This window comes from Synechococcus sp. OH20, from assembly GCF_047502685.1.
Classification (GTDB): Bacteria; Cyanobacteriota; Cyanobacteriia; order Thermostichales; family Thermostichaceae; genus Thermostichus.
This window is the reverse complement of record NZ_JANSIQ010000043.1, coordinates 99,834-122,878: the sequence shown is the minus strand read 5'-3', so window position 1 is coordinate 122,878 and position 23,045 is coordinate 99,834. Positions and strand designations below refer to the sequence as shown.

Genomic DNA, 23,045 nt, shown 5'->3' with positions numbered 1-23,045 from the left:
GATGAATTGGAGCACCCCACGATGACTGCCCTCTTGACAACCTCTACCCCAGCAGCCACAGCCGCAGAACCCTACTTAACCCTTGAGAATGTCAGCAAGACTTACCCAACTCCTAAGGGGGAGTATCCCGTATTGCGCGATATCAACCTCAGCGTCTGTGAAGGAGAATTTGTTTGCATCGTTGGGCATTCTGGCTGTGGCAAAACCACCCTGCTGAATATGGTTTCTGGCTTTACCCAGCCCACCAGCGGCTCGGTAAAGCTCAAAGGCCAGCCGATTACAGCTCCTGGGCCAGATCGCATGGTGGTGTTTCAAGGGTATGCCTTGTTGCCCTGGCTCACAGTTTATGAAAATGTTTACTTGGCTGTTCAGGCGGTGTTTCCCCAAAAGAGCCAGTCAGAAAAGCATCAAATTGTAGAAGAACACCTGAATCTGGTGGGGCTGGGGGAAGCAGCCCAGAAATATCCCCCGCAAATTTCCGGAGGGATGAAACAGCGGGTGGCCATTGCCCGTGCCTTGGCAATTCGCCCAGCAGTGCTGATTTTGGATGAACCCTTTGGGGCTTTGGATGCCATCACCAAAGAAGAACTTCAGGAGGAGCTGCTGCGCATTTGGGAGGAACATCGCTGTACAGTTTTGATGATTACCCATGACATTGACGAGGCACTGTTTTTGGCCGACCGTTTGGTCTTGATGACCAATGGCCCTGCGGCCACCATCGGGCAAATCATCCCTATTCCCTTCCCGCGTCCTCGCGACCGCGAGCGAATTTTGGAGGATCCACAGTACTATCGCCTGCGCAACTCTGTCCTCAGCTACCTCTACGGTCGTGAGGCCAACCCTGAAGCGGCTAACTAAGAGCTGCAAACCCCAGCTGGAACTCCTGCCCTTATCCTGCTGAGCCGACCAAGCTGCGCACGGCCTGCAGCAGCTCAGCAGGAAGTGGAGAGCCGGGATCCCAGCACAGCTCCAGTTGGTTGGGATCCCTGGGCAGATCTTCCGGGCAGGGGCCCGTGTGCAGGACGGCCACACACCGCAGGTTGCCCCGATCCCGACAAAACTCATGCCAGAGGGGAATGGCCGCCGGATCCCGGCTGACCAAGAGGTAATGGGAGCAGGCTTCCAGGATCGGCTGCTTGTGGGGATCCACCTTGCCGCCCACATCCACGATCACCAGGCTTTTTTGTTGGCGCAGGGCGAGGATGGCCTGGGCGTGGAAGCTGAAAAATTCAGGGGTCAAACGTCCCCGGTAGCGGTGCTTGAGGATTTTGGCTTCTTCCGGCGGCAGATCCAACGTCCAATTTCCTTCCCCATCCCAGTGGGCCCGCTGCAGATAAACGTTGGGATCCTGGGGCAGCAGGGCCTCGAAAAGAGCGCGGGCCAGGCGGCTTTTACCGCTATCCGGAGGGCCCACCACCATCACTGCCGCCGCCAATTCTGAGCCTGGCCTGCCCTGCACCCAGGGGATGATCTCGCCCACCTGCACCTCTGGGCTGTGGCTGGAGACCACCACTGCCCCCAGTCGCGGGTCGTAGCAGGCCACCCAGCGGGTGAAATGGCACTCGTGCACCAACCAGCCGTAGAGCCAAATGGGGGCGCGCCCGCTCAGCACCACTCCCAAGCGGGGGTCGATCCCAGGAGGCAGGCGCAGTTGGGCCAGGTCTTCCGGGAAAACCAGCCGATCCGGTCGGGTCAGCTCGATTTCAATCACCTGAAACGATAGCCCGCCAAGATGGGGTTTCTGCGGCCAATGGGCCAGATAGCCAGACCGCAACTGCAGTGCTACAGCAGCCATAGCAATGGGGACGGAACGACAACAGACTGGCTCCAGTATGGAAAAGATTGGAATCGGGAGCTTCCAATTGTTGGCAGAGTAGGGGCGAAGGGATCCGACCTTGGTCTGTGCCTTGCCCTGGAGGGGGGAGATGAACGGAGGGGAGTTGCCTTTGACGGCAGAAGTATTGCGCTGGCTGGCGGGCGGACAGTTGCCAGAGCGCCTGGAGCGGGCGGTGCGTCTGTGGGTGCTGCTCCAGTGCCTCTATGGCGAAAACCGTTGGCCGGATCTGCCAGAGACCTTTGGCTACACCCACCTTCGGGATCGTCTCTTCTCGCCCCACCACCCCAAGCAGGATTTGCCCCACGGGATCTCCTGCCCAGATCCCGGCTGCATTTGCCAGAAGCCCCTGAGCTTTTGGCTAAAGGATCCCGACCTGGTGGCTGCCTTGAAGGCCGAAGTTCCCCATCTGGAGACGCTGCTGGCTAGCCGGCCCTTTTTCAAGACCCACCGCACCCTGCGCAAAGAGCTGGACTACCTGGCCGCTCGGGGCTGGCTGCAGCCGATCGAGGCCAACTCCAAGCGAAGAGATAACTTTCGCTGCCGCGCCGCCGGGGATCGCCCCTCCTTGCCGACGGCTGCCTCGGCCTTGACGTTGTCGGGCGGCCAGCTTGAGCAGATCTACCACGTCCTCAGCGACGTGGCCTTTGTGCATCCCGACGTGCAGGTGTTGCTGGACGATATCTGGAGAGGTCATCAACACCGGCAGCGGCGGCTGTTTGTCTGGTTTGAATACATCCTCTCCGCCGAACAGCAGGAGCGGGTGGACGAATACCAAAACCAGCTAGAGGCCTTCTGGACAAAACCGGCGGCAGGGCTGATCCGCTTTGATTATGAAACCCGCCAGCACCGGATCCAAAGGGTTTTCACCTACCCGGTTTGCCTGTTTTATGCCCGCCGCGCCAAGTATTTGGCGGCCTTTGGTCAGCTCCCGCAGGCTGCCGGATCCCTGGGCTGGCACAACTTTCGCCTGGATCGCATTCGCTCGCCTCGCCTGACGGTGGTGCCCTGGTCTGACCCTGCGGTGCCGCCGGAACTCTTGGCCCGCCAGAAGCAGGGGAACCTGCCCACCCCCGAAGCGGTGCAAGCGGCCTGGGAAGAGGCCTGGGGATCTGATTTCTATCTGCCCAAGGCGCTCTTGATTTTGCGCTTTGCGCCGGAGTTTGCCCGCCGCTACGTGGACAACACGGTGCGCCACCCCACCTTCCAACCCATTGACTACGAGCGGATCCCGGCTTTGGTACGGCGGGAGGTAGCCGATGCGGGGGAACGGGAAAAGATCCTGCACATTCTTCGGCAGAGGCCGGCCAGCGACCGCTACTTCCGCGCCTATGTGCGGGTGGGAGACACCAACTTCACCATGCGCCTGCGGGATTGGCGGCCCAACGGCGAAGTGATTGCCCCTCTGGCCTACCGGGAACAGATGGCCCAAGAAGCGCAGGCAGAGCTGGGGTTTTACCGGCCCGAGTTGGCCCTCGCCAAACCCGCCTGCCCATGACCACCCTCTATTTAACCGAGCCGGGTACCGTGGTTCACTGCCAGAACCAAAGCTTGCTCATTCGGCGCCGCGGCCAAGAGCAGCTTTGCCGCCTGGCCGAACTAGAGCTAGTGGTGGTACTGCCCGGGATCCAGTTGACCGCCGCCGCTCTGGCCCAACTGCTGGATCGCGGCGTGGAAACGATAGTTGGATCGCGCCGCCACTTGCCCAGAGCGGGAAGCCCTGATGGGTCTGGAGGGCCATTGTGCCCGCATCTATTACCAAGCTCTCCAGCACTGCTTCTCGCCCGAGTGGAACTTCAGAGGCCGCAACCGCCAGCCGCCCCTCGACCCGATTAACGCGCTCCTCAGTTGGGGCTACGGGGTGCTGCTGGCACGGGTGTTCTCGGCAGCCGTCATGGCCGGCTTGGATCCCTACCTGGGCTTTTTCCACACCAATTTGCCCTATCGCCCCAGCCTAGTGCTGGATCTGATGGAAGAGTTTCGGCCCTTGGTAGTGGATTGGGCCGTAATCCAGCTCATCAAGGCTGGCCTGCTCACCCCGGAAGATTTCGAGCCGTCGCCGGATGGGACAGGCGTATGGCTGGGATCCCTGGCCAAAAAGCTGTTTTTGGGTGAGCTGGAGCGCCGCTTCCGCCAGCCGTTGCTCTATCCTCCCCAGTCGCGTCGCCTAGCCCTGAGCCAAATTGTGCTGGAGCAAGCCCGCTGGCTGGGCCGTTGCCTGGTGAGCGGCAACCTGGAGTACGAAGCAATGGAGCTGCGCTGATGCTGTGGTTGGTTTGCTACGACGTGGTGGACGATAAGCGCCGACACCAGTTGGCCAAGTGCCTGGAGCAGTGCTGCCAGCGAGTGCAACGCTCCGTTTTTGAATGCCCCCTGGACACTGCCGAGCTGGAAGAGAAGCTGGAAAAGTCGTGGCTGCCTCTGCTCAACCTCCAGGAAGATAGCCTGCGGGCCTACCCTCTGGATGCCAGCGCCAAACAACGCACCAAGGTCTTCGGGGGGCCTCCCCCCTACGAGCCGCCGGACTACCTCATTTTTTGAGGTTCTCAGCTCAGCCAAAATTGTAAAGTTTTGTGCGCGATCCGTCGGGGCGAGCCATTGCTAGCTTTTCTTTGCCGGCGCCAGTTTTTAAGAGGGATCTAATAGCTTTTGCAGGGGTTGGCGCGAAAATGTAGCATAATGCCCCTAAAAGAGCGAATTCTCCGACTTGCGCTTATTTGCCAAGGCGATGTTAATATCTGTGTCGGGAAGTCTCCGTACTCCCTCGCAAACGCACCTTGAAAACCGCATGAGTTCGAGCTTTTCCGGGGGTAGGGTTGATCCCTACCTTTTCCCCGCAAGGGGACGGAAACGTTGGCGTTCGGGATGGGGCCAAACGCCACAAACGCTTCCCGTTGATCCCTACCTTTTCCCCGCAAGGGGACGGAAACTTTGAATGGCATAGCAAACCCCCGGTCGCAAAACGACGTTGATCCCTACCTTTTCCCCGCAAGGGGACGGAAACTCCAGGGGGTTCCCAGGCGCGAAGGTGCCGTCTGCCGTTGATCCCTACCTTTTCCCCGCAAGGGGACGGAAACCCCATTCCTTCCGCAACTTATCAACGACGTCCTCGGGGACGGTTGATCCCTACCTTTTCCCCGCAAGGGGACGGAAACGCTTCGCAAGTCTTACCGCAAGCAGGGTAAGCAGGAAGGTTGATCCCTACCTTTTCCCCGCAAGGGGACGGAAACGGTACACAACGGCAGCCAAAAGGCTGCGCCCGCCCGGTTGATCCCTACCTTTTCCCCGCAAGGGGACGGAAACACCGCCTGGCCTATCTGCACCTGTTGTCGGACCCCCACAGCGTTGATCCCTACCTTTTCCCCGCAAGGGGACGGAAACTGAACGAACTAAAGTTGGGGATGAAACTGCTCAAGCTCGAGGTTGATCCCTACCTTTTCCCCGCAAGGGGACGGAAACCGCGCTCCGTCTGCAGGATCACCACAGACGGAACCCGTTGGTTGATCCCTACCTTTTCCCCGCAAGGGGACGGAAACCGAGCTCGACCTCGAGCACGTCGCTCGCAAACCCCTCGGCAGTTGATCCCTACCTTTTCCCCGCAAGGGGACGGAAACCTGCGGGCGGCGGTGGAAGACGGAGTGGCGATGTCCGAGTTGATCCCTACCTTTTCCCCGCAAGGGGACGGAAACACAGGCCGCCAAGGAGCGTCTCGTAGATGTTGTACAGGGTTGATCCCTACCTTTTCCCCGCAAGGGGACGGAAACCCGGGGGATCGCACCGACAAGTTGATCCACTTCGGGTTGATCCCTACCTTTTCCCCGCAAGGGGACGGAAACTTTGGCTATAGCCAAATTACTTCAACACTGATGGTTGATGTTGATCCCTACCTTTTCCCCGCAAGGGGACGGAAACGTCCGGCGGATCCCCCTTCAGCGCCGAACGCAGCCAGGTTGATCCCTACCTTTTCCCCGCAAGGGGACGGAAACCGTGGACGTAACGTAAGACCCCGTCCTCGTCCCGGAAGGGTTGATCCCTACCTTTTCCCCGCAAGGGGACGGAAACCTCTCCTCGACAACGCGCCCCTTGAAACCAAGGAGCGGTTGATCCCTACCTTTTCCCCGCAAGGGGACGGAAACCCCGTTAGGGATGCCAAGTCTGCATTGACAACTTCTGTAGGTTGATCCCTACCTTTTCCCCGCAAGGGGACGGAAACCATCCTGTACCTCCCTTTACCGTGGATATTGCCTGCCCAGCGTTGATCCCTACCTTTTCCCCGCAAGGGGATGGAAACAGTTTATGGGTGACCTCACGGTCGTTGACCGTGATGTCGAGTTGATCCCTACCTTTTCCCCGCAAGGGGACGGAAACACGGGCCGTTCGGGGATGAACCCAACCCGAGTCCAGCGTTGTTGATCCCTACCTTTTCCCCGCAAGGGGACGGAAACACAACCAGGAGAAAACGTAAACACTCCCTCAGCTCCCCGGCGTTGATCCCTACCTTTTCCCCGCAAGGGGACGGAAACCCGAGAGGCTTTAGCCCCTCGGCCAATACCACCACTGTTGATCCCTACCTTTTCCCCGCAAGGGGACGGAAACTCGGGCAAGACGACCCTGGCGCTTTGCAGGAAGTCCAGTTGATCCCTACCTTTTCCCCGCAAGGGGACGGAAACCGGCTGCCGGATCCTTGTAGGTGGCCAGGAGAGCGTCCCAGGTTGATCCCTACCTTTTCCCCGCAAGGGGACGGAAACCTTCGGCGGTTTTGGCGAAGCAACGGAAATAGTTGTTTGTTGATCCCTACCTTTTCCCCGCAAGGGGACGGAAACAGTAGCTGCTCTTTTCGATCTTCTGGAGAGAGCTGACGTTGATCCCTACCTTTTCCCCGCAAGGGGACGGAAACCGCTCCTTTGCCCCGTGTAGTGTGCACCTTAATATCAGGGGGTTGATCCCTACCTTTTCCCCGCAAGGGGACGGAAACGCCGTGAGGACGTAGCTCTTGCCGTCGACTAAACCGGCGTTGATCCCTACCTTTTCCCCGCAAGGGGACGGAAACCTCGAGATAATTCCCGAGGGTGGAAGGAAGAGTTCAAGTTGATCCCTACCTTTTCCCCGCAAGGGGACGGAAACTCGCCAAAGCTGGAGCACTCCAGAAGCTCGGTGCCAGTGTTGATCCCTACCTTTTCCCCGCAAGGGGACGGAAACTAGGCACCTTGGGCAAAGACAGTCTCAGGGCTTACGGCTTTTTCCGACTTCTAGGCGGGATCCTTATCGAGCAGATGAGGGATCCATCGTGTCGGGTGCAGAATGAAGGGCTCGCCGGGCCAGTTTGACATAGGTCTTCACCGTCTCGTAGGGCATCTCCAGGTCGGCGGCAATCTGCTGCAAGCTCTCTCCTAGCTCTCGTCGGGCCAAGATTGTTGCCCAAAGTTGGGCCGTCTTTTCGGCGCGGGATCCCCCTTGTCGCTGCCGCTGACTGAGGAAGAGGGCGCTCAGCTCCTCGATGCGCCGGGCCAGTTGCTCTTCCCGGCAAAGGACGGGGGTGGCGGGCAGCTCTTCGGCCAGCCAACCGAGGCGGGTTTGCCCCAGCCCAAAGGGGGTTTTGTGGCCGGTGCCGCAGTAGGGGGCGAAGTGGATCAGGGCCTGGAGCTGCTGCTGCAACAGTTCAGACGCGCGCGAGGAAACCGCCAACTGTACACAGCCAACGAAGCCCGTCACGGATCCCTGGCGCCCGGCGGTGGTTTTAACCGATTCCAGCCGGTGCCGCTGGATGACCACTTCCCCATCCACCCAATCCAGAAAAGGTTCTACCTCGATGGGCAGGCCGGAAAAATCGTTCCAACGGCGCAAATAGCTGTGGAACAGGTTGCGAGGCACCGGCAGCGGCAAATGGTGGCCGCGGTGGCGAAAGCTGGTGGGCGAGATGAAAGAGAGGCTCCAGGAGCGATGGACAAGGGGCCGCTCCAGCAGTTGACGGTAGGTGCGCGGGGGGATCGAGATCTTCCATCCCAGGATTTGCAGCGGGGATCCGCGCAACTCCAGCCAGGGGGGCAGCCGTCGGCACCATTCCCGCAGCCACTCCACCACTTGGGGGTTGAGGGCGGTGATCGACCAGCGGAAGGGGATCTGGGGCGGGATCAGCAGTCGCCCACTCTGCTCGCGGAAGGGCCCCATCAGCCGGGAGAGTGTGAAGGGTTTTTCCGATTCTCCGTCGTGCAAATAGGCAGATAGCTGCGGATCCATCTGCTGCACCTCGCCCAAAAACCAGGCGTGCAGCCCTTTAGCGTAGTGGGGATCCAGTAGGTAAGGCTGAGGGGCCTGCACTTCCAGGGTGATCCCCACCAGCTCGGATCCCGCCGGCCACTTGCCGCTTTCTGCTCCGGCGATGGGTGGCTCTGAAAAACTCAACTTGGTCAGCATAGGCCCAGCCAATTTTTGCTCATCCCCAGTCAATAGCAGCCCCTATCCAAAATCAACCCAGAGCCACTTTTCCTTTGAGAGGATTTGAGAAGGGATCCCTTCCAATTTGCTTTACCTTTAAATCGCTGGCTGGGCCAACCGAAAAAAGTCTTGAATCTGTTGGCAATGGATCTAAATCGGCCTATACTGTCTCCCAGTCTGGAGTAGCAAAATGCAACCATCAGTCACTGCCGTGACCTCTCTCTGTCGGCTGCGATTCTCTGCCCGCGTGGCTGCTATGGCCGACGCCGTCTTTTTGAAGCGCCTTTGGTTTTTATGAAGGATTTGTGAAGTTCAAGGATCGCCCCAGTCAAAAGTCGGGTTCGGATTTTTTTTGCCAGGTGTTGTCCATGACCGCTACCTCCTCTACCTCCCCCGTGCCCATCGCCTTGGCCTGGTGCCTGGCTTGGGGAGAAGGGCGGGATCCCCAATTTCCCTTGCCGATTCTGCAGCAGATGTGCGCAGCCATCCGCACCGACGACGCAGCCGGGATCCCGGAAGCGCTGCACCCTCTTTGGGCGCAGGTGCGCCAATTTCAGGAGAGCGTGGCGGCCACAACCTTTCCCAAAACCTTGGCAGAGCTGCAATCGCGCTATCCGGAGCTGTGGCGGCAGACCACCCGCATCGGCTTGGTTTACGGGGGGGCCACCAAGATCAAGGGCTACGTTTTCGAGTCCGCCAAACTGCCGGAAATCCGCGGCGCCTCGGCCCTGTTGGATCGCATTAACCTGGTGGATCTGCCCGCCTTCTTCGGGGATCCTGAGCAAACCTACTTGGGGTGGGAAGCCTTGGGGGAGGAGTCTCAAGCAGAGCTAAGGGACTACGTGAACCGGCGGATCCGGCCCTGGCTGCAGCAGCACTACCCGGCTTTGGCGCAGGCTCTCATTCCGGAGCTCCTCATCTACTCCACCGGCGGCAACCTCTTGGCCTTCTGTCCGGCGGCCTATGTGGACGACCTCTGCGAGGCCATCGAGCGCCGCTACACCGAAGAAACCCTCACCGCCAACGCCTGTGCTGTGGGATCCGCCTTTCGGCTGCTGGAGCTGCGCTACGGCCTGCTGCGGGATCCCATCGAACGCACCCCCTGGCTGGACTGGTTGGCCCAACACCAGGCCCACCCCCTGGTGAGGGCCTACTTCGGAGATGGCAGCGAAGCCAGCTTCCAGGCCCGCAAAAGTTTCAACGAGCTGGTGGGCCACCTGGCTGCCCGCTTCCAGCACCGCCGCAACGGCAATCCGGATCCCGGCCGTCCCAGCCGCGCCCATCCTACCTTTTTTGAAACCCACCCCTACCTGCGCCGCGACAGCACCGACCGCCGCCCGGCCCTGGCCAAAGCCGACCTGCCAGGTCAGCCCTGGCTCTCGGAGGCCACGGCCCGCAAAGCGCTGGTGGGCCGCCAGGCCAAGCGCCTGGAGACAGGCCAGCAGGGGTGGTTCCGCAAATTCCCCAATTGGGATCCCGGCTTTGTGGAAAGCTGGGTAACGCGATTTGCCCGCTTCCTCGACTCTCCCGCCGGCGAGCCCTACCGGGAGCGCTATTTGCAGCCCTACAGGGGATCCGGCCCCGGCGAGGCGCAATCGCTGCGGGAAGTGGCCAACGCCAGCCAGGGCTTTGTGGCCTACCTCTACGCCGACGGCAACAATATGGGCGGCTACGTGCAGCAGATCCAAACCCCAGAGGCCTACCGGCAATTTAGCCACGACGTTTCCGAGGCCACGGAACAAGCCGTTTACCGCGCCCTTGCCCAGCACCTGCAGGCGCACCGGCTGCGGGGCCTGCCGCCGGATCCAGAAACCGGCAGAGACCGCAACGGCGAGTGGATCCACCCCTTCGAGATCCTGACCATCGGCGGGGACGATGTGCTGATGGTGGTGCCGGCCCACAAGGCTCTGGAGATCGCCGCCACCTTTTGCGAGCAATTCGAGCAGATCCTGCTGGCCAAATCGGCCACCTACGCCGCTCGCTCCCTCGGCCAGGTGCCGCACCGCTACCCGGCCGACAGCCCAGACCAGCTCTGTCGGCTCTCCACCTCGGCAGGCGTGCTGTTTGCCTCGGAAGACACCCCCATCTACTATGCCGAAAGGCTGACCGAACAACTGTTGAAATCTGCCAAAAGCCGCGCCAAAAAGCTGAAGCCCCGCGACCAAGACTTCTCGGTGGCCACCATCGACTTTCTCTCTTTGAAATCGGTGACTTTGATCGCCTCCAGCATCCAGGATTTTCGCCAGCAGGCCCTGGAGATCCGCCAGAACGGCCACCTCCTCAAGCTCTACGCCGGCCCCTACACCGTCCCGGAGATCCGCGGGCTGCTGAGAACGGTGCAAGCTTTGCAGGCGGCGGATTTTCCCCGCTCCCAGCTCTACCAAATCCGCAGCTTTTTGGAAAAAGGCAAGCGCACCGCCACCCTCAACTATCTCTACTTCCGCACCCGGCTGGGCCAAAAAGGGCAGCCGCTGATCGAGGCCTTTGAACGCACCTGGTGCAAGGCCAAAACCAACGACGGCCACCTCCCCCCCTGGATGTACGTGGCGGCGGAGGGGGAACCCACCTACGAGACCATCTGGCGGGATTTGGTGGATCTGTACGCTTTTGTGCAAAAACAGCCCCAGGTCGAGGGCCGGCCCGTTCCTGTGGAGGTGAAGTGATGGTTCGGCTGGCAGAGCTGCCCCAAACGAGCACCTCTATCCCTTTGAAGGCCACCCTCGCCTCGGCCCTGGCGGTGGGATCCGGCGGCTCCAGCGGCTCCCTGGCGGACAAGCCCCTGCTCAAGGATGCCTACGGCAGGCTGCTCATCCCCGGCTCCCAGTTGAAGGGAAGGCTGCGCCACGAGTGCGAAAAGCTGGCCCGCGGCCTCGGCTGGGCCATTTGCCGCTCCCCCGACCCCGATCGCATGTGTCCCAAGCGGGAGGGGAGCGACGGCCACTTCGACCGTCCTGAATACCAGGTCGAGGGCTACGCCGGATCCCATTGCCTGGTCTGCCAGATCTTCGGCAATCCGGCCCTGCCTTCCCGCCTGTGGGTAGAGGATCTTGTCTGTGAGGTGCCGCCGACGGCGCTGGAAGCGGCCCTCCGCCCAGGAGTCACCCTCAACCGCCGCCGCCGCACCGCCGAGGATCAGCGGCTCTACCTCATCGAGACCTCGCCGGCAGCCGAGCTGATCTTCTCCGGATCCCTGCAGCTTTTGCCCGACTGCCCTCCCTGGGGCAAGGCCCTGCTGCGGGCGGCCCTGCACCACATTGGGGCGCTGGGGGGCAGCAAATCTGCAGGCTTGGGTTGGTTGCACTGGGATCCCCAGTCTCTAGCTGCCCTGCAGCCCAATGATGCAGATTGGGCCTTTTTGGCCGGAGGAGGGAGCTGATGGAGGCCATTGAACTCACGCTCACTGCCGAGTCTCCCCTGGCCATCGGTCGGCAAAAGCCGGGCGGCTCCATCAGCGAGGCCCAGGACTTCATTCCCGGCAGCGTGATCCGGGGGGCCTTGGCCGACCTCCTGCTCCGCCAAAGCCGGCGCCGCCCCGGCGAGGCCCTGACAGGAGATCTGGCTGCCCTGTTCACGGAGACCCGTCCGGCGGTGTTTACCCATGCCTATCCGGGATCCGGCAGCCGGGTTTTGCCGGCCACGGCCTTCAGCTCCAAAAACAACCCCGGCTTCCGCTCAGAGGCGGGCAAAACGGGGGTGTTCGACACACTGCTGGATCGCTTCTGCTCGCAGCGGCTGGGGATCCCCTTTGATCCGGCAGAGCCGGATGGCTCCGGAGGCAGGGTGGAGCCCTTCGGCGGCTTTTACAGCCAGGAGGGGGGATCCCGCTACCGAAGGGTGTCCGTGTCCAAGCGCCTGCTCACGCGGGTGGGGATCAACCGCCGCCGCGCCACCGCCGCCGACCAGATCCTCTACAGCCTGGAGGTGATCAACGAGGGCCGGGCTGGGCGAGATGGGAGCTTGCAGCCTTCCCTCTTCAGCGGCCACATCTACCTGCAGGATCGCGAGCTGGCAGCAGCCCTCGCCGGCTACCTCAACACCCACGCCCGCCGTTTGTCCTTGGGAGGAGGGGTGTCGCGGGGGCTGGGCCGGGTCAGCCTCGCTGCTCGACACCTGAGGAACCCGAAGCCCTCCCTGGCTGAGCGGGTGGCAGCCTTTAACCAAAAACTGCGGCAGCGCTGGCAACAATGGCAGGTGTTTGGGGATCCCTGGCAGCCCTTGCCGCCGGAGCGGCAGTACTTCTCCATCGGGCTGCAGTCGGGGGCCATCCTCAAGGAACGCTGGCAGCGCACCACTGTGCTCACGCCGTCAATGCTCCAGGAAGAGGCCAACTGTGAGGACAGATCCCTGGTCTTGGAGCTGGCCTGCAGCAGCTACGCCTATGTTTCCGGCTGGAACGCCGCCTGGGGGCTTTTTAAAGATGTAGAGCTGGTTACAACCCAGGGCAGCGTCTTCCTGCTGAGCACCACGCAAATGGAGCGCTGGATCCCGATTTTGGCGGAGATGGAATACTGGGGCATCGGGGAGCGAACCGCGGAAGGATTTGGCCAAATTGAGGTCTGTAGTCTGTTCCATCATCATTTCTGGGAGAACCCGCTATGACCTTCGCCACCAGCGAGAGCAAACTGGAGCAAAAACAGGAACTTGAGATCCAGCGGCAAATTCGGCTGGCCGAAGATGAGCTGGTCGCCAGAATCCAAACCGCCTTGGATAACTTTAAAGGTTTGGACAAATTGGAAGAGGCCCAGTACCGCAATTTGTTGCATGTGGCAGCTTCCACCGAAAGCTCAGAGGTGATCAAGAACTTCTTGCGCTACCAGATGGGGCGAGACGAAAAGTGGGGTCGGGGCAAGAACTCCTTGGCCGAAGCCATCATCCAAGACATCGACAACTGGATCCATCAAAAGGCCCTCGCCATTGCCGAGGCAGCCGGCGTTGAGAAAACATCCCCCAAAGTCAACGAGATCAAAATCGACTTGATCCGGCGTTACCTAGGCTATGGGGCGCGCTACCTCAAGTACAAGCGAGAAGGGGGAGGATCTTAAGTCGTGACCAGTTGTGCCCTTGAGGGTGTCGTCTCAACCTTTCGGCTCAGCCAGTTGAAAATCATCCCCATCCTGTTTGCCGAAGCCGCAGTGGAGCCTTAACTTCAGCCTTAACCTGATTTGAGGGAACGATGTTCGACGTTTTCAAAAACCGCTTGGAGATCACCGGCACGCTCACCACCGTGACTGCCCTGCACATCGGGGTGGGCCGCTCCACCGAGCCCATCGGCTCCGATCTGCCGGTTCTCAAGGACGCACTGGGCCGCCCGCTCATCCCCGGCTCCAGCCTCAAGGGGGCGCTGCGCTCCCGCCTGGAGAGTTTTTTGCGCGGCATCGATCCGGCGCTGGCCAGGGATCCCAGCGAGTTGACCAGTAGCGAGCAAGTCCGGTTGGTCAACCAAATTAAGAACACCTACAAAGACGACGACGCAACCCTGACGCAAAAGCTGATCGAGGCCACCGACTGGGTCTCGCAGGCGTTTGGATCCCCTTGGCTGGCGGGCAAGGTGCAGATCCGCGATTTGCCGGTGGTGCGGGAAGCCTGGTTTGGCCAGTACCAAGAGCGGGATGGTGTGGCCATCGATCGGGATACGGAGACGGCGGCAGAGGGCAAGCTCTACGACTTTCAAGTGGTGCCGGCCAACACCCCCTTTCAGTTCCATGCCGTTGTCGAAAATGCCGAAGCATGGGAGCTGGGCCTGCTGGCCATCGGCTTGCACCAATTGGAAACGGAGCAGATCCCCTTGGGAGGGGGGCGCTCCCGCGGCTTGGGGGTCGTCCGCCTGGAGATCGGGGCGGTCTATTGGTTTGACTCAGAAGGGGATCCGCGGCGGCTGCTGACCTATCTGCAAGAGCTGGTGGCCGGAGAGCGGCACCCCCTCAGCCCGGAAGAGGCTGCTGCCTTGCGCCAAGACTGGGTGGAAGCCCTGGTTGCCAAACTAACCGCTGTCGCTCCCGTCGGCCCCCGCAGCTAGCGCAAGGGCTGGGCGAAAACCCTCTTGTTCCTCTTCAGTGAAGGATCCCAGGCCATGCACAAGCGCTACGTTAACCACTGCACCCTCTGCCTCACCCTCAAGCCGGATGGCCCTGTGCTCATCAAAGCGGGCAAACAAGGGGCGGATCCGACAAAACCCGATATGGAGTTTGTGGAAACCTATCGCGGCGGCGGGCGGACAGTCTATTTTCCCGGCAGCTCCCTCAAAGGGGCCATTCGCGCCCACGCCGAGCGCATTGTCCGAACGGTGGGCGGCGACAGACGGCCTGAGGGGAACAAGTTGCAACTCTGGGCCAGCGATCCCCTCGACCAAAAGGCCAACCAGTGGCTGGAAAAAATTGCCGAGTCCCACCAAGTTTACGCCCTCTCTTCTTTTACGGACCAGATGTTTGGCAACACGGCCATCGCCAGCCGGGTGCGCATCGAGGATGCCTATCCCAAGCCGGGGACACCTCTGCGGCTGGAGGAACGCAACGGGGTGGCCATCGATCGCGTCTTCGGGTCGGTGGCGGTGGGGCCGTTTAGCTACCAAGTCTGTGTCGAGGGATCCTTTCAAACCAAGATTCACCTGAAAAACTTTACCCTGGCGCAACTGGGCCTGCTGGGGCTGGTGCTGCGGGATCTGGACGAAGGATGGTTTGGGATCGGCTTTGCCAAATCCCGCGGCATGGGCCGCGTTCGGGTGGAGTACGAGTGGGCGACGGTGGACTACCCGGGCTGCCTGGTGGAGGAGGGGAGCCAGGAGCTACGGCTGCTGGGATCCCAGCTTGCCTGGCCAAGGGGATCCCTGCTGGGGGCGGGCGAGTTTCTCAGTCCAGAAGAGGCGGGCAAATACGGCTTTGCCAAACCCGATCGCCAGTTAGTGCCGGTGGGGGCGGAGCCGATGCCCTTGGGCTTTGGGGCGCGGCTGACCTGGGAGCAAACGTCTGAGGCCAAGGTGGAGCACCTGCTGGCCGCCGCCGTTAAAAGTTGGGCCCAGCTCTTGCAAACGGAGGCCAAAGCGGTATGAAACCAGCCTACGTAGCCGCCTACAAGGTTCAGGATCTGGCCGCTTGCAACGGCGGGACGGCGTCCTCGCTTTCCGAGATCCTCTCGGCCTGTTTTGCCGCCGCCGAAGAAACCTACACCTTTTTGCGCTGGCCCCACCGCGTCAGCGGCATTCAGGTGGGGATCCCGCCAGATCTGGTCTGTCAAGAGGGACAGGTCTTCTGCCAACAACGGGAGTTGCGCTGGAAAAGCACCCCCCGCGGCTGGGATCTGCTGTATCTGGGGATCCAACCTCCTCCCGACTTCTTTGTGCCGCTGGCCGGGGAGTGGCAGGGGGAGGATCGCGAGGCCGACCTGTACGGATCCCAAAGTCCGGAAACCCGCTTCCCCCAAGGTCTCAGCTATCCGAGGTCTCTCAAGCTGGGCCAGCGCTACTTTCGCGATGGGCGCACCGCCCGCGTTCACTTTGTTGCTCTCATCCCGAGGTCAAGATGACTCCCCAAGGCCCCCGACCCTTGCCCGCCCATTCTGCTTCTGCCAGAACGCCCGCCGGCAGCCGAGACCGGGGTGGAGGTGAGCAGGCCATGGCTCCCAAGCCCTACGAGCTGATCCCCTTTCCCCAGCAGCCCCCCAAGCTGGAGCGGCCCGCTGGCCACGCCAAGTTCCATCCCGACAAGTTGCACGGCACCCTCTTTCTCACCCTGACGGTGCAGACCGCTCTCCACATTTCCACCGGCCACCTGGCCTTGGGCAGCGACGTCGGCGTCAACGGGATCCCGGTGCTCAAAACCATGACCACCACCCCCGACGGGCGGCTCAAGATCCAGGGCAGCTCCCTCAAGGGGGCCATCCGGGCCATGTACGAGGCCATCACCAACAGCACCCTTGCAGTGACCACCAGCCGCTACAGAAATCAGATCCCTCCGCAGTGGCAACCCTGCCGCCAGAAGGAGCGGCTGTGTCCTGCCAGCCGCGTTTTTGGCGCCCTCAACTGGCAGGGGCTGGTGGAGTTCAGGGATGCCGTTGCCACTGGCACCGGCTCCGGCGGCGGATCCCTGCCCCCGCTGTACCGTCCCCGCCCCGACCAGCGCAGAGCCTACTTTGAAAACGGCAAGGCGGTTGGGCGCAAGTTTTATTACACGCACCGCAGGGCTTTGCAGGGCCATCAAAAGGGGACACCCACCCAGCAGGCGGTGCAAAATACGGTTTTCAAAACCCAGATCCACTTCAAAAACCTCACTCCTGCCGAGCTGGGCACCTTGTTCACGGTGTTGGGTCAGGATCCCGCGCATCCGCTGCTGCTGAAGGTGGGGGGCGGCAAGCCTGTAGGACTGGGATCCCTGCAGGTCACCCTGGACAAGATCGAGCGGCCCCGCAACTTGAAAGAGCGCTACAGCCGCTACGATCCCCCACAAGCCGATACCCTAGAAGGAGAAGCCCTCAAAGCCTTTGTGCAAAAGCAGATCCAAGCTGCCCAGGGCTACATCCTGCCCGATCAGCTTCGGCAGTTGGCCGCCATCCTGAGCCCCACCCATCTGCGCGAGCCGCCCACCACCGCCTACTGAGGGTGCCTCTATGCTGTCAGCTCCGGTCGATCTCAGCCCCCAATCTTGGGATCTTGCCCACGGCATCGCCATGACTTTGGCGAAGGAAAGGGTAGATGTCAACGAATTGAGCAAGTGCCTCGCCTACCTCCGCTCGGTGGCCCATCTCCCCGACGCGGGATCCCGTTTCTTCCGATTCACCGGCGAGCTGGTGCGAGAAACTGGCCTCCACCGCAGCAACGAAACCCCACGCTACTACCGACTCATCGACCAAACCTGTAAAAGGTACTTGCAACCTCTGCAGGATAGGCCGGCTGAGATGCTGCAGATCCTGGGCTGGGCCGCCCGCCTAGCCCGCTACTACAAAGATGGGGGAGTGCCGATCGGCGAGATCCCGTCCCCTCCCGATCCCAATGGCGGTCGTCCGACCCATTCCCGCGGCGGCGAGGCCAAGCCCCAGCCAGAGGCACTGCGGCCCAAAGAGCAACCTGAACAAAAGCAGGCTCAGCCCCAAGTTGAAAATGCAGCAGCTTCTACCAAGGCCCGCTTCAAAATTGGGCAACACCTCAAGGCCAGCATCACCAATATCAAGGGCAACGAAGTGACCTTCCAAATCGTGGATACGGATATCAAGCTCACCCAAAAAGAGCCGAAACAGGCCGGATCCCTGGCGGTGGGGCAAGAAGTGGAGGTAGAGGTGCTCGACTTAAGGGGAGATGGCAGAGTTCGCAAAGTAAGGCTGCTCTGATCGCGAAAGGGAACGGAGCCCCTAAAAACTTCGAGAAAGTTAGGGGATAACCCATGCAGACCATCCTCATGACCGTGGGCACCTCTTTGCTCACCAACCCGGACAAAGACCTGCAGCCGCAACGCCCTTGGGTCGGCCAAAAAAACATCGGGGATCCGGAACGGGCCTTGGCCTGGATGAAAAAGACAGAACTGGAGCTGATCAGCGCCGAAACCAACACCTACTACCGGCTGGATCCCACTCCCCAGGATGCCTTGATTTTGCTTTACTCCGAAACCTCTGAGGGACTGGAGTGTGCCCAGATTTTGAAGCTCTTTTTTGAAGAAGCGCTGGGCCAACAACAGGTTTCCCTGGTGCCCCTCCCCGGCGTCAACTACGAGCTAGAGGGATCCTCCCTGGAGCGGATGGCCGAGCTGTTGCAACAGTTGGCGGAGAGCGCCAAAGGGATCGTCACCTTCGCCGCCACCGGGGGCTTCAAAGCCCAGGCCATGATCATGGCCGTGGTGGGCAGCCAATTGGGGATCCCGGTCTGCTACATCCACGAGCAATACAAATCTTTGGTGTATTTGCCCTATCTGCAACCGCAAGTCCAGCCGCGGATCCCGCGGGCGGCTCTCCCCGATTCCGGTCGAGATCGCTCCCAGGTTATCCAATTGCGGAGCGACAGCAGCCATCACCGTCCTCGCAGTTGGGTCAAGGTGGAAAAGCTCCTGCGCGACCTTCCCTGGGTGGATCTGGTTCGCTACGACTCAAATGCCTACGCTGCCCCCAAAAACGGCGTCAAAGTCGCCAACCGCAAAACCGAAGATGGCCGCCACGTTTTGTGGATCCATCTCCACGAAAGCCAGGACACCCACCTCGCCGTCCGGGTAGAGACCACCGGCTACACTCCCGACCACCTGGAGCAGGCTGCCGCCGAGTTGCGGGAGCGCTTGGGTCGTCTGCTCTGATGAATTCCACTTCCCCCGGTTACAACCCTTACCCAGATCCAGGGTCTGGTTTTGGGCGGCAATTTCCCCTTCTCCTCATTTCATTATTTTGCCGCCGCAGGGCATGAAACCCGTGTCCAGCAAGGGATCGACCAGGTCAACAGAAAAATCAGGGTTTGGGGGCTATCGCCGACCCTGTCGCTGAATTTTCGCTAAAGAATTCCTCGGCCTGGCCGTGGGGAGAGTGCCAAGCATGTTAGAAGTGAATCAAAATGAGATCACGATAGGAGCCTGGTTTGCCTGTCGTCTGTTGTTGTCATAGTGGCTGAATACCATGCTGGATCCCCTTTTGGAAGAGAAAATCCGTGACCAAATCCGCACCCACAAGGTGCTGATCTACATGAAAGGCACCCCAGAGATGCCCCAGTGTGGGTTTTCCTATGCCGCCGTTCGTGTGCTGGAGAGTCTGGGCTTTCCCTACACGGCGATCAACGTGCTCGAGGATCCCGAAATTCGTCAGGGGATCAAAGAGTTTTCCAACTGGCCTACTATCCCGCAGATCTATATTGACGGCGAGTTTGTGGGCGGCTGCGACATCCTGCAAGAGATGCACGCCCGCAACGAGTTGCGCCCTCTGGTCGAGGCGGCTTTTGCCAAGGCCGGCGCCCAACCTTGAGGGCCGCAGGGGATCCCATGCTCACCTCGGATCGCCTGCGACAGCTCTTGGCTGAGAAGCTGCAAGCCCTCTACGTCCACGTGGAGGACGAGTCGCACCGCCATGCTGGCCATGGGGGACGGCAACAGGGATCCGGGGGGCACTACCGCGTGCAGGTGGTGTCGCCCCTGTTTGCCGGCAAAACTCCTCTGCAACGGCATCGCCTGGTGTACGCCGCCCTGGCCGAACAGATGGGTCAGGGCATTCATGCACTGGCGTTGCAAACTTACAGCCCCGAAGAGGTCTCTGCAGAAGGGATCCCTAAGCAGATCGGCTAGCATAGGGGGCAAGATTGCGGCCCTGTTGGGGCAGAGGAGGGAGCATGGCAACTCTGTTGGCCACCTGGCTGATGTCAGCCTTGAGCGTGATGATTTTGGCTTGGCTTTTGCCCGGGATCCACGTCTCTGGGTTTGGGGGTGCTTTGGTGGCAGCTCTGGCCATTGGCCTGGTCAATGGTTTGGTGAGGCCGTTTCTCCGGTTGATTACCCTGCCGATTACAGTTCTTACCCTGGGTTTGTTTTGGCTAATTTTGAACGGCATTTGCCTGGCCATCGCCGACAAGCTGGCCGGGGATGCCTTCAATATCGATAACTTTGGTTGGGCGTTCCTCGGCGCGATAGTACTTTCCGTCGTCAGTGGCTTGGTTCAGCGTGTTTTTGAGCAAGGTGTGCAGAGCTAACTGTTCCGTAGCCGTAGAAGGCCGGAGTCGATACTATTTTCTCAGAAAAATTGAGGCAATGCTTTCTCTTCAGTAACCCCTAAAGATCAACCTAGATTCTTAGTTAACAATTGTCCAGAAAAGCTTTTTGAAGGTTTAGGCACCCAGAGGGTTTGCCAGTCCACAGTTTGCTAATACGAAGGAAATATTGCCAGCAAGCATCTCACAAAAGTTTTTGCGTCAGCTTTATCTGAGGCTATTTGTTAGGAGTGCTGAACAAATGGAATCCTTAATCTGCGATTAGGAGCTGATGGGCATGAAGGCGTTGCTGCTCTATCCCCGCTTTCCCAAGTCTTTCTGGTCTTACAATCGCACCATCGAGATGGTGGGGCTAAAAGCGCTGATGCCGCCGCTGGGCCTGATCACCGTTGCCGCTCTGTTGCCCCAGGATTGGGAGATTCGCTTTGTGGATCGCAATGTCGCCCCCGAGACGGAGGCCGATTGGCAGTGGTGCGACCTGGTGATCCTGTCGGCCATGCTGGTGCAGAAGCAAGACTTTCACGCACTCATTCGCAAAGCGGTGCAGTTGGGCAAAAAAGTAGCTGTGGGCGGCCCCTATCCGACTTCTGTGCCCCAAGATGCCCTGGAATCCGGGGCTCACTATTTGGTTTTGGACGAAGGAGAAGAGACCATACCGGCTTTTGTCAAGGCTCTAGAATCTGGGCAAGAAGCGGGCATTTTTCGAGCCACAGAAAAGCCAGACGTCACCCAAAGCCCCCTGCCGAGATTTGACCTGCTGCGCATGGATCAATACTTCATGATGTCGGTGCAATTCTCGCGGGGTTGCCCCTTTAATTGTGAGTTTTGTGACATCATCTCTCTTTATGGGCGCAAGCCGAGAACCAAGGAGCCAAGCCAAATGCTGGCCGAGCTGCAAGCCCTCTACGACCTGGGCTGGCGAGGTTCGATTTTTGTGGTAGATGACAACTTTATCGGCAATCAGCGCAACGTCAAGCGATTTTTACGCGAGCTGATCCCGTGGAGCAAGGAGCATAACTATCCATTTACCTTTATGACAGAGGCTTCTGTCAACCTAGCTGAAGATGAAGAGTTGATGCAGTTGATGGTAGAAGCGGGGTTCTATGCGGTCTTTCTGGGTATTGAGACCCCAGACCAAGACAGCTTACAGATGACTCAAAAGCTACAGAATACCCGCCACCCCCTGGTAGAGGCTTGTCGCAAGATCAACGATGCCGGGCTGCTGATCTACGCCGGGTTTATTCTGGGCTTTGATGGAGAGCGGCCAGGTGCGGGGGAGCGCATCCAGGCTTTTGTCGAGCAGACCGGTATTCCTCAGCCGATGTTGGGGATTTTACAGGCTCTACCCAACACCCAACTGTGGAATCGCCTCAAAAAAGAGCAGCGGTTGCTGGAGGGGATCGGCGTCACCGAGTTTGGGGATCAAAACACGCTGATGAACTTTATTCCCACCCGTTCTCCATCTGAAATTGCCCGGGAATATCTGGAAAGTTTTTGGAAGTTGTATGAGCCGGCGCGATATCTCTCTCGCTGTTTGCAACAGTGCCTAAGTATCGGCACTAAAGTAGGTCGGCAACAAGCAATGCGGCTGCCCCTTCACAAAGGGATCTATCTGCTTCTACAACTCATCTGGCGGCAAGGGATCCTTCATCCCCAAATTCGCGCCCAATTTTGGCAACAGCTATGGACGATCTGGCGCCAGAAACCGAGCCTGCTGAACCTATATCTGGGCCTCTGTGCTGCGGGGGAGCATTTTTGGGAATATCGAGAACTGGCGCGCGCCCGCCTCAGCCAACAACTGGGATACGATCCTTTGCTGGCCAGCTCATCATAATCTCCGGGCGGGGCCGATGCGGCGACGACAGTTGGCGGTGATGGGGCTGGGATCCCTGTGGGCCCTTTGGGGAGGCTCTCTGCAGGCCCAGACTGCTGGAGATTGGTTGGCCGTGGAGCTGTTCAGCCGCTGGGGCGCGGATCCCTTGGCCCAACTGGAGCTGAGCGGCCCCTTTGTCTTGAATCAGCAGCCCTTTCCGGCAGGGATCTGGAAGCTGCAGGTTCACCGCCAAGAGCTGATTTTGAGCGGGCCGGGCCAGCCCCGTCGCTACTCGGGATCCCTTTGGCTGCAAGGAGGGGGGCTGCGTCCTGCGGCGGGAGAGGAGCGTCGCTACCGTGGCTTGATCCAGATTCGCCCAAGCGGCCCAGAGCGCCTGCACCTGCTGAACTGGGTACAACTGGAAGACTACCTGCTGGCCTTGGTGCCCGGCGAAATGCCTGCCGATTGGCCAGCCGCCGCTTTGCAGGCCCAAGCCATCCTGGCCCGTACCCTGGCCGTTCCCCATCTGCGCCCCGCTCCAAGAAGAGAATGGCCCTCTACCCCGGCAAGGCCATTGCAAGATTCCACCGCCCACCAGTTCTACGGGGGCCTGGCCTATGAGACGGCGGCGACCACGGCTGCGGTGCGGGCAACCCAGGGGCAGATCCTAACCCATGCCGGCCAGCCGGTAGAGGTTCTGTTTCACTCCACCTGTGGCGGCCACACCAGCGCCAACCAAGATATTTTTGCCCCACCCGCCCGTCCCTACCTGCAAGGGGTAAGTTGCGAAGGGTGTCGCGCTTCCCCCTTCTATGGCCCCCACAGTGTCCGGCTCAGCCGACAAGAGTTGGAGCAAGCCCTGGGCAGCGCCGAGTTAGAGATCCTGCAATCGGATCCCTGGGGGCGCTCTCTGCGCATCCGCGTCGGATCTCGGTTATTTACCGGACAGGAGTTTGTGTTGCACCTCGGGCAAACCCTAGGGTGGGGGATCCTGCCCAGCAACCGCTTTACCCTCAAACGCCTCGAGCCAAAGGCCGGCCAGCCGGAATCGTACCTTTTCACCTATCGGGGAGCCGGGCACGGGGTGGGTCTATGTCAGTGGGGAGCCCGCGGCCTGGCCGAACAGGGCTACACAGCGTCGCCCATCCTCAACCACTACTTCCCCGGCACCCAGGTGACACCGTTGAGCTGATGAAACATCTCTCCACAGCGTTATTGCTACGCAACACTGTCGCGAACTCCCCTCTCCCTCTGGGAGAGGGGACGGGGGTGAGGGTGCCTCTGGGAGAGGGGACGGGGGTGAGGGT

21 protein-coding genes, 1 pseudogene and 1 CRISPR repeat array are annotated in these 23,045 nt (G+C 60.3%); of the genes and pseudogenes, 20 read left to right on the top strand and 2 right to left on the bottom strand.

The window, feature by feature from the left end; genetic code table 11:
- The first annotated feature begins 21 nt into the window (after positions 1 to 21).
- On the top strand, positions 22 to 858 hold the full coding sequence (locus NW826_RS10185; protein ID WP_414510063.1) for an ABC transporter ATP-binding protein: 837 nt from the start codon (positions 22 to 24) through the stop codon (positions 856 to 858).
- Positions 859 to 889: 31 nt separating this feature from the next.
- Here NW826_RS10185 and crn3 read toward each other — a convergent pair whose 3' ends face one another.
- Positions 890 to 1,795 (bottom strand): CRISPR-associated ring nuclease Crn3/Csx3, encoded by a 906-nt coding sequence (gene crn3, locus NW826_RS10180; RefSeq protein WP_414510062.1) that lies wholly within the window; start codon positions 1,793 to 1,795, stop codon positions 890 to 892.
- A 130-nt stretch (positions 1,796 to 1,925) separates the two neighbouring features.
- On the opposite strand from crn3, the gene NW826_RS10175 reads away from it, so the two are divergent.
- The 4 genes and pseudogenes from NW826_RS10175 to cas2 all read left to right on the top strand — a co-directional run bounded on the left by NW826_RS10175 (position 1,926) and on the right by cas2 (position 4,375).
- Positions 1,926 to 3,332 carry a TIGR03985 family CRISPR-associated protein gene (locus tag NW826_RS10175; RefSeq protein ID WP_414510061.1) on the top strand — a complete coding sequence of 469 codons (1,407 nt, stop codon included), beginning with the start codon at positions 1,926 to 1,928 and terminating at the stop codon, positions 3,330 to 3,332.
- Positions 3,329 to 3,469: pseudogene (locus tag NW826_RS10170) on the top strand (CRISPR-associated endonuclease Cas1); the annotation flags it as partial. The gene NW826_RS10175 and the pseudogene NW826_RS10170, both read left to right, overlap by 4 nt.
- A gap of 49 nt (positions 3,470 to 3,518) precedes the next feature.
- A complete protein-coding gene (gene cas1 / locus NW826_RS10165) occupies positions 3,519 to 4,097 on the top strand; it encodes a CRISPR-associated endonuclease Cas1 (protein WP_414510060.1) in 579 nt (192 codons plus the stop codon).
- A complete protein-coding gene (gene cas2 / locus NW826_RS10160; protein WP_414334612.1) occupies positions 4,097 to 4,375 on the top strand; it encodes a CRISPR-associated endonuclease Cas2 in 279 nt (92 codons plus the stop codon). The genes cas1 and cas2 overlap by 1 nt, the downstream gene beginning before the upstream one ends.
- A gap of 274 nt (positions 4,376 to 4,649) precedes the next feature.
- A CRISPR array of direct repeats spans positions 4,650 to 7,033; the repeat unit is 37 nt; unit sequence GTTGATCCCTACCTTTTCCCCGCAAGGGGACGGAAAC.
- A gap of 63 nt (positions 7,034 to 7,096) precedes the next feature.
- Here the strand turns inward: cas2 and cas6 are convergent.
- On the bottom strand, positions 7,097 to 8,248 hold the full coding sequence (gene cas6 / locus NW826_RS10155; protein WP_414510059.1) for a CRISPR-associated endoribonuclease Cas6: 1,152 nt from the start codon (positions 8,246 to 8,248) through the stop codon (positions 7,097 to 7,099).
- A gap of 389 nt (positions 8,249 to 8,637) precedes the next feature.
- On the opposite strand from cas6, the gene cas10 reads away from it, so the two are divergent.
- From cas10 to NW826_RS10080, 15 genes are all read left to right on the top strand, one after another.
- Entirely contained in the window at positions 8,638 to 10,932 is a 2,295-nt protein-coding gene (gene cas10 / locus NW826_RS10150) for a type III-B CRISPR-associated protein Cas10/Cmr2 (RefSeq protein WP_414510058.1), read from the top strand.
- On the top strand, positions 10,932 to 11,645 hold the full coding sequence (locus NW826_RS10145; RefSeq protein WP_414347154.1) for an RAMP superfamily CRISPR-associated protein: 714 nt from the start codon (positions 10,932 to 10,934) through the stop codon (positions 11,643 to 11,645). The genes cas10 and NW826_RS10145 overlap by 1 nt, the downstream gene beginning before the upstream one ends.
- Positions 11,645 to 12,868, top strand: a complete 1,224-nt coding sequence (gene csx10, locus NW826_RS10140; protein ID WP_414510057.1) for a CRISPR-associated RAMP protein Csx10 — start codon at positions 11,645 to 11,647, stop codon at positions 12,866 to 12,868. Before NW826_RS10145 ends, csx10 begins: the two co-directional genes overlap by 1 nt.
- Complete coding sequence (locus NW826_RS10135) at positions 12,865 to 13,311, top strand: hypothetical protein (RefSeq protein WP_414347158.1); 447 nt, start codon at positions 12,865 to 12,867, stop codon at positions 13,309 to 13,311. The genes csx10 and NW826_RS10135 overlap by 4 nt, the downstream gene beginning before the upstream one ends.
- 131 nt (positions 13,312 to 13,442) lie before the next feature.
- Positions 13,443 to 14,285, top strand: a complete 843-nt coding sequence (gene csx7 / locus NW826_RS10130) for a CRISPR-associated RAMP protein Csx7 (RefSeq protein WP_414334139.1) — start codon at positions 13,443 to 13,445, stop codon at positions 14,283 to 14,285.
- A 54-nt stretch (positions 14,286 to 14,339) separates the two neighbouring features.
- Positions 14,340 to 15,314 carry an RAMP superfamily CRISPR-associated protein gene (locus NW826_RS10125; protein ID WP_414510056.1) on the top strand — a complete coding sequence of 325 codons (975 nt, stop codon included), beginning with the start codon at positions 14,340 to 14,342 and terminating at the stop codon, positions 15,312 to 15,314.
- Positions 15,311 to 15,787 (top strand): hypothetical protein, encoded by a 477-nt coding sequence (locus NW826_RS10120; protein WP_414334141.1) that lies wholly within the window; start codon positions 15,311 to 15,313, stop codon positions 15,785 to 15,787. The genes NW826_RS10125 and NW826_RS10120 overlap by 4 nt, the downstream gene beginning before the upstream one ends.
- An 89-nt stretch (positions 15,788 to 15,876) precedes the next feature.
- Complete coding sequence (locus NW826_RS10115; RefSeq protein ID WP_414510055.1) at positions 15,877 to 16,857, top strand: RAMP superfamily CRISPR-associated protein; 981 nt, start codon at positions 15,877 to 15,879, stop codon at positions 16,855 to 16,857.
- A 10-nt stretch (positions 16,858 to 16,867) separates the two neighbouring features.
- The gene (locus NW826_RS10110; protein WP_414367883.1) at positions 16,868 to 17,584 is read left to right on the top strand and encodes a hypothetical protein; all 717 of its coding nucleotides are present in this window, start codon (positions 16,868 to 16,870) and stop codon (positions 17,582 to 17,584) included.
- Between the two features lie 53 nt (positions 17,585 to 17,637).
- Positions 17,638 to 18,534 (top strand): putative CRISPR-associated protein, encoded by an 897-nt coding sequence (locus NW826_RS10105; RefSeq protein ID WP_414510054.1) that lies wholly within the window; start codon positions 17,638 to 17,640, stop codon positions 18,532 to 18,534.
- Positions 18,535 to 18,850: 316 nt separating this feature from the next.
- Positions 18,851 to 19,189, top strand: a complete 339-nt coding sequence (gene grxD, locus NW826_RS10100) for a Grx4 family monothiol glutaredoxin (protein ID WP_414334165.1) — start codon at positions 18,851 to 18,853, stop codon at positions 19,187 to 19,189.
- A 17-nt stretch (positions 19,190 to 19,206) separates the two neighbouring features.
- Positions 19,207 to 19,506, top strand: a complete 300-nt coding sequence (locus NW826_RS10095; protein ID WP_414334146.1) for a BolA family protein — start codon at positions 19,207 to 19,209, stop codon at positions 19,504 to 19,506.
- Between the two features lie 44 nt (positions 19,507 to 19,550).
- Positions 19,551 to 19,907: a phage holin family protein gene (locus tag NW826_RS10090; RefSeq protein WP_414334147.1), complete on the top strand. Its 357-nt coding sequence runs from the start codon at positions 19,551 to 19,553 to the stop codon at positions 19,905 to 19,907.
- Between the two features lie 295 nt (positions 19,908 to 20,202).
- Entirely contained in the window at positions 20,203 to 21,759 is a 1,557-nt protein-coding gene (locus NW826_RS10085) for a B12-binding domain-containing radical SAM protein (RefSeq protein ID WP_414334149.1), read from the top strand.
- A gap of 16 nt (positions 21,760 to 21,775) precedes the next feature.
- Positions 21,776 to 22,930: a SpoIID/LytB domain-containing protein gene (locus NW826_RS10080; RefSeq protein ID WP_414510053.1), complete on the top strand. Its 1,155-nt coding sequence runs from the start codon at positions 21,776 to 21,778 to the stop codon at positions 22,928 to 22,930.
- Positions 22,931 to 23,045: the final 115 nt, after the last annotated feature.

Coding starts and splice junctions, on each gene's coding strand:
- NW826_RS10185 (WP_414510063.1), top strand. CDS start 22: ATGACTGCCCTCTTGACAACCTCTACCCCAGCAGCCACAGCCGCAGAA.
- crn3 (WP_414510062.1), bottom strand. CDS start 1,795: ATGGCTGCTGTAGCACTGCAGTTGCGGTCTGGCTATCTGGCCCATTGG.
- NW826_RS10175 (WP_414510061.1), top strand. CDS start 1,926: ATGAACGGAGGGGAGTTGCCTTTGACGGCAGAAGTATTGCGCTGGCTG.
- cas2 (WP_414334612.1), top strand. CDS start 4,097: ATGCTGTGGTTGGTTTGCTACGACGTGGTGGACGATAAGCGCCGACAC.
- cas6 (WP_414510059.1), bottom strand. CDS start 8,248: ATGCTGACCAAGTTGAGTTTTTCAGAGCCACCCATCGCCGGAGCAGAA.
- cas10 (WP_414510058.1), top strand. CDS start 8,638: ATGACCGCTACCTCCTCTACCTCCCCCGTGCCCATCGCCTTGGCCTGG.
- NW826_RS10145 (WP_414347154.1), top strand. CDS start 10,932: ATGGTTCGGCTGGCAGAGCTGCCCCAAACGAGCACCTCTATCCCTTTG.
- csx10 (WP_414510057.1), top strand. CDS start 11,645: ATGGAGGCCATTGAACTCACGCTCACTGCCGAGTCTCCCCTGGCCATC.
- NW826_RS10135 (WP_414347158.1), top strand. CDS start 12,865: ATGACCTTCGCCACCAGCGAGAGCAAACTGGAGCAAAAACAGGAACTT.
- csx7 (WP_414334139.1), top strand. CDS start 13,443: ATGTTCGACGTTTTCAAAAACCGCTTGGAGATCACCGGCACGCTCACC.
- NW826_RS10125 (WP_414510056.1), top strand. CDS start 14,340: ATGCACAAGCGCTACGTTAACCACTGCACCCTCTGCCTCACCCTCAAG.
- NW826_RS10120 (WP_414334141.1), top strand. CDS start 15,311: ATGAAACCAGCCTACGTAGCCGCCTACAAGGTTCAGGATCTGGCCGCT.
- NW826_RS10115 (WP_414510055.1), top strand. CDS start 15,877: ATGGCTCCCAAGCCCTACGAGCTGATCCCCTTTCCCCAGCAGCCCCCC.
- NW826_RS10110 (WP_414367883.1), top strand. CDS start 16,868: ATGCTGTCAGCTCCGGTCGATCTCAGCCCCCAATCTTGGGATCTTGCC.
- NW826_RS10105 (WP_414510054.1), top strand. CDS start 17,638: ATGCAGACCATCCTCATGACCGTGGGCACCTCTTTGCTCACCAACCCG.
- NW826_RS10095 (WP_414334146.1), top strand. CDS start 19,207: ATGCTCACCTCGGATCGCCTGCGACAGCTCTTGGCTGAGAAGCTGCAA.
- NW826_RS10090 (WP_414334147.1), top strand. CDS start 19,551: ATGGCAACTCTGTTGGCCACCTGGCTGATGTCAGCCTTGAGCGTGATG.
- NW826_RS10085 (WP_414334149.1), top strand. CDS start 20,203: ATGAAGGCGTTGCTGCTCTATCCCCGCTTTCCCAAGTCTTTCTGGTCT.
- NW826_RS10080 (WP_414510053.1), top strand. CDS start 21,776: ATGCGGCGACGACAGTTGGCGGTGATGGGGCTGGGATCCCTGTGGGCC.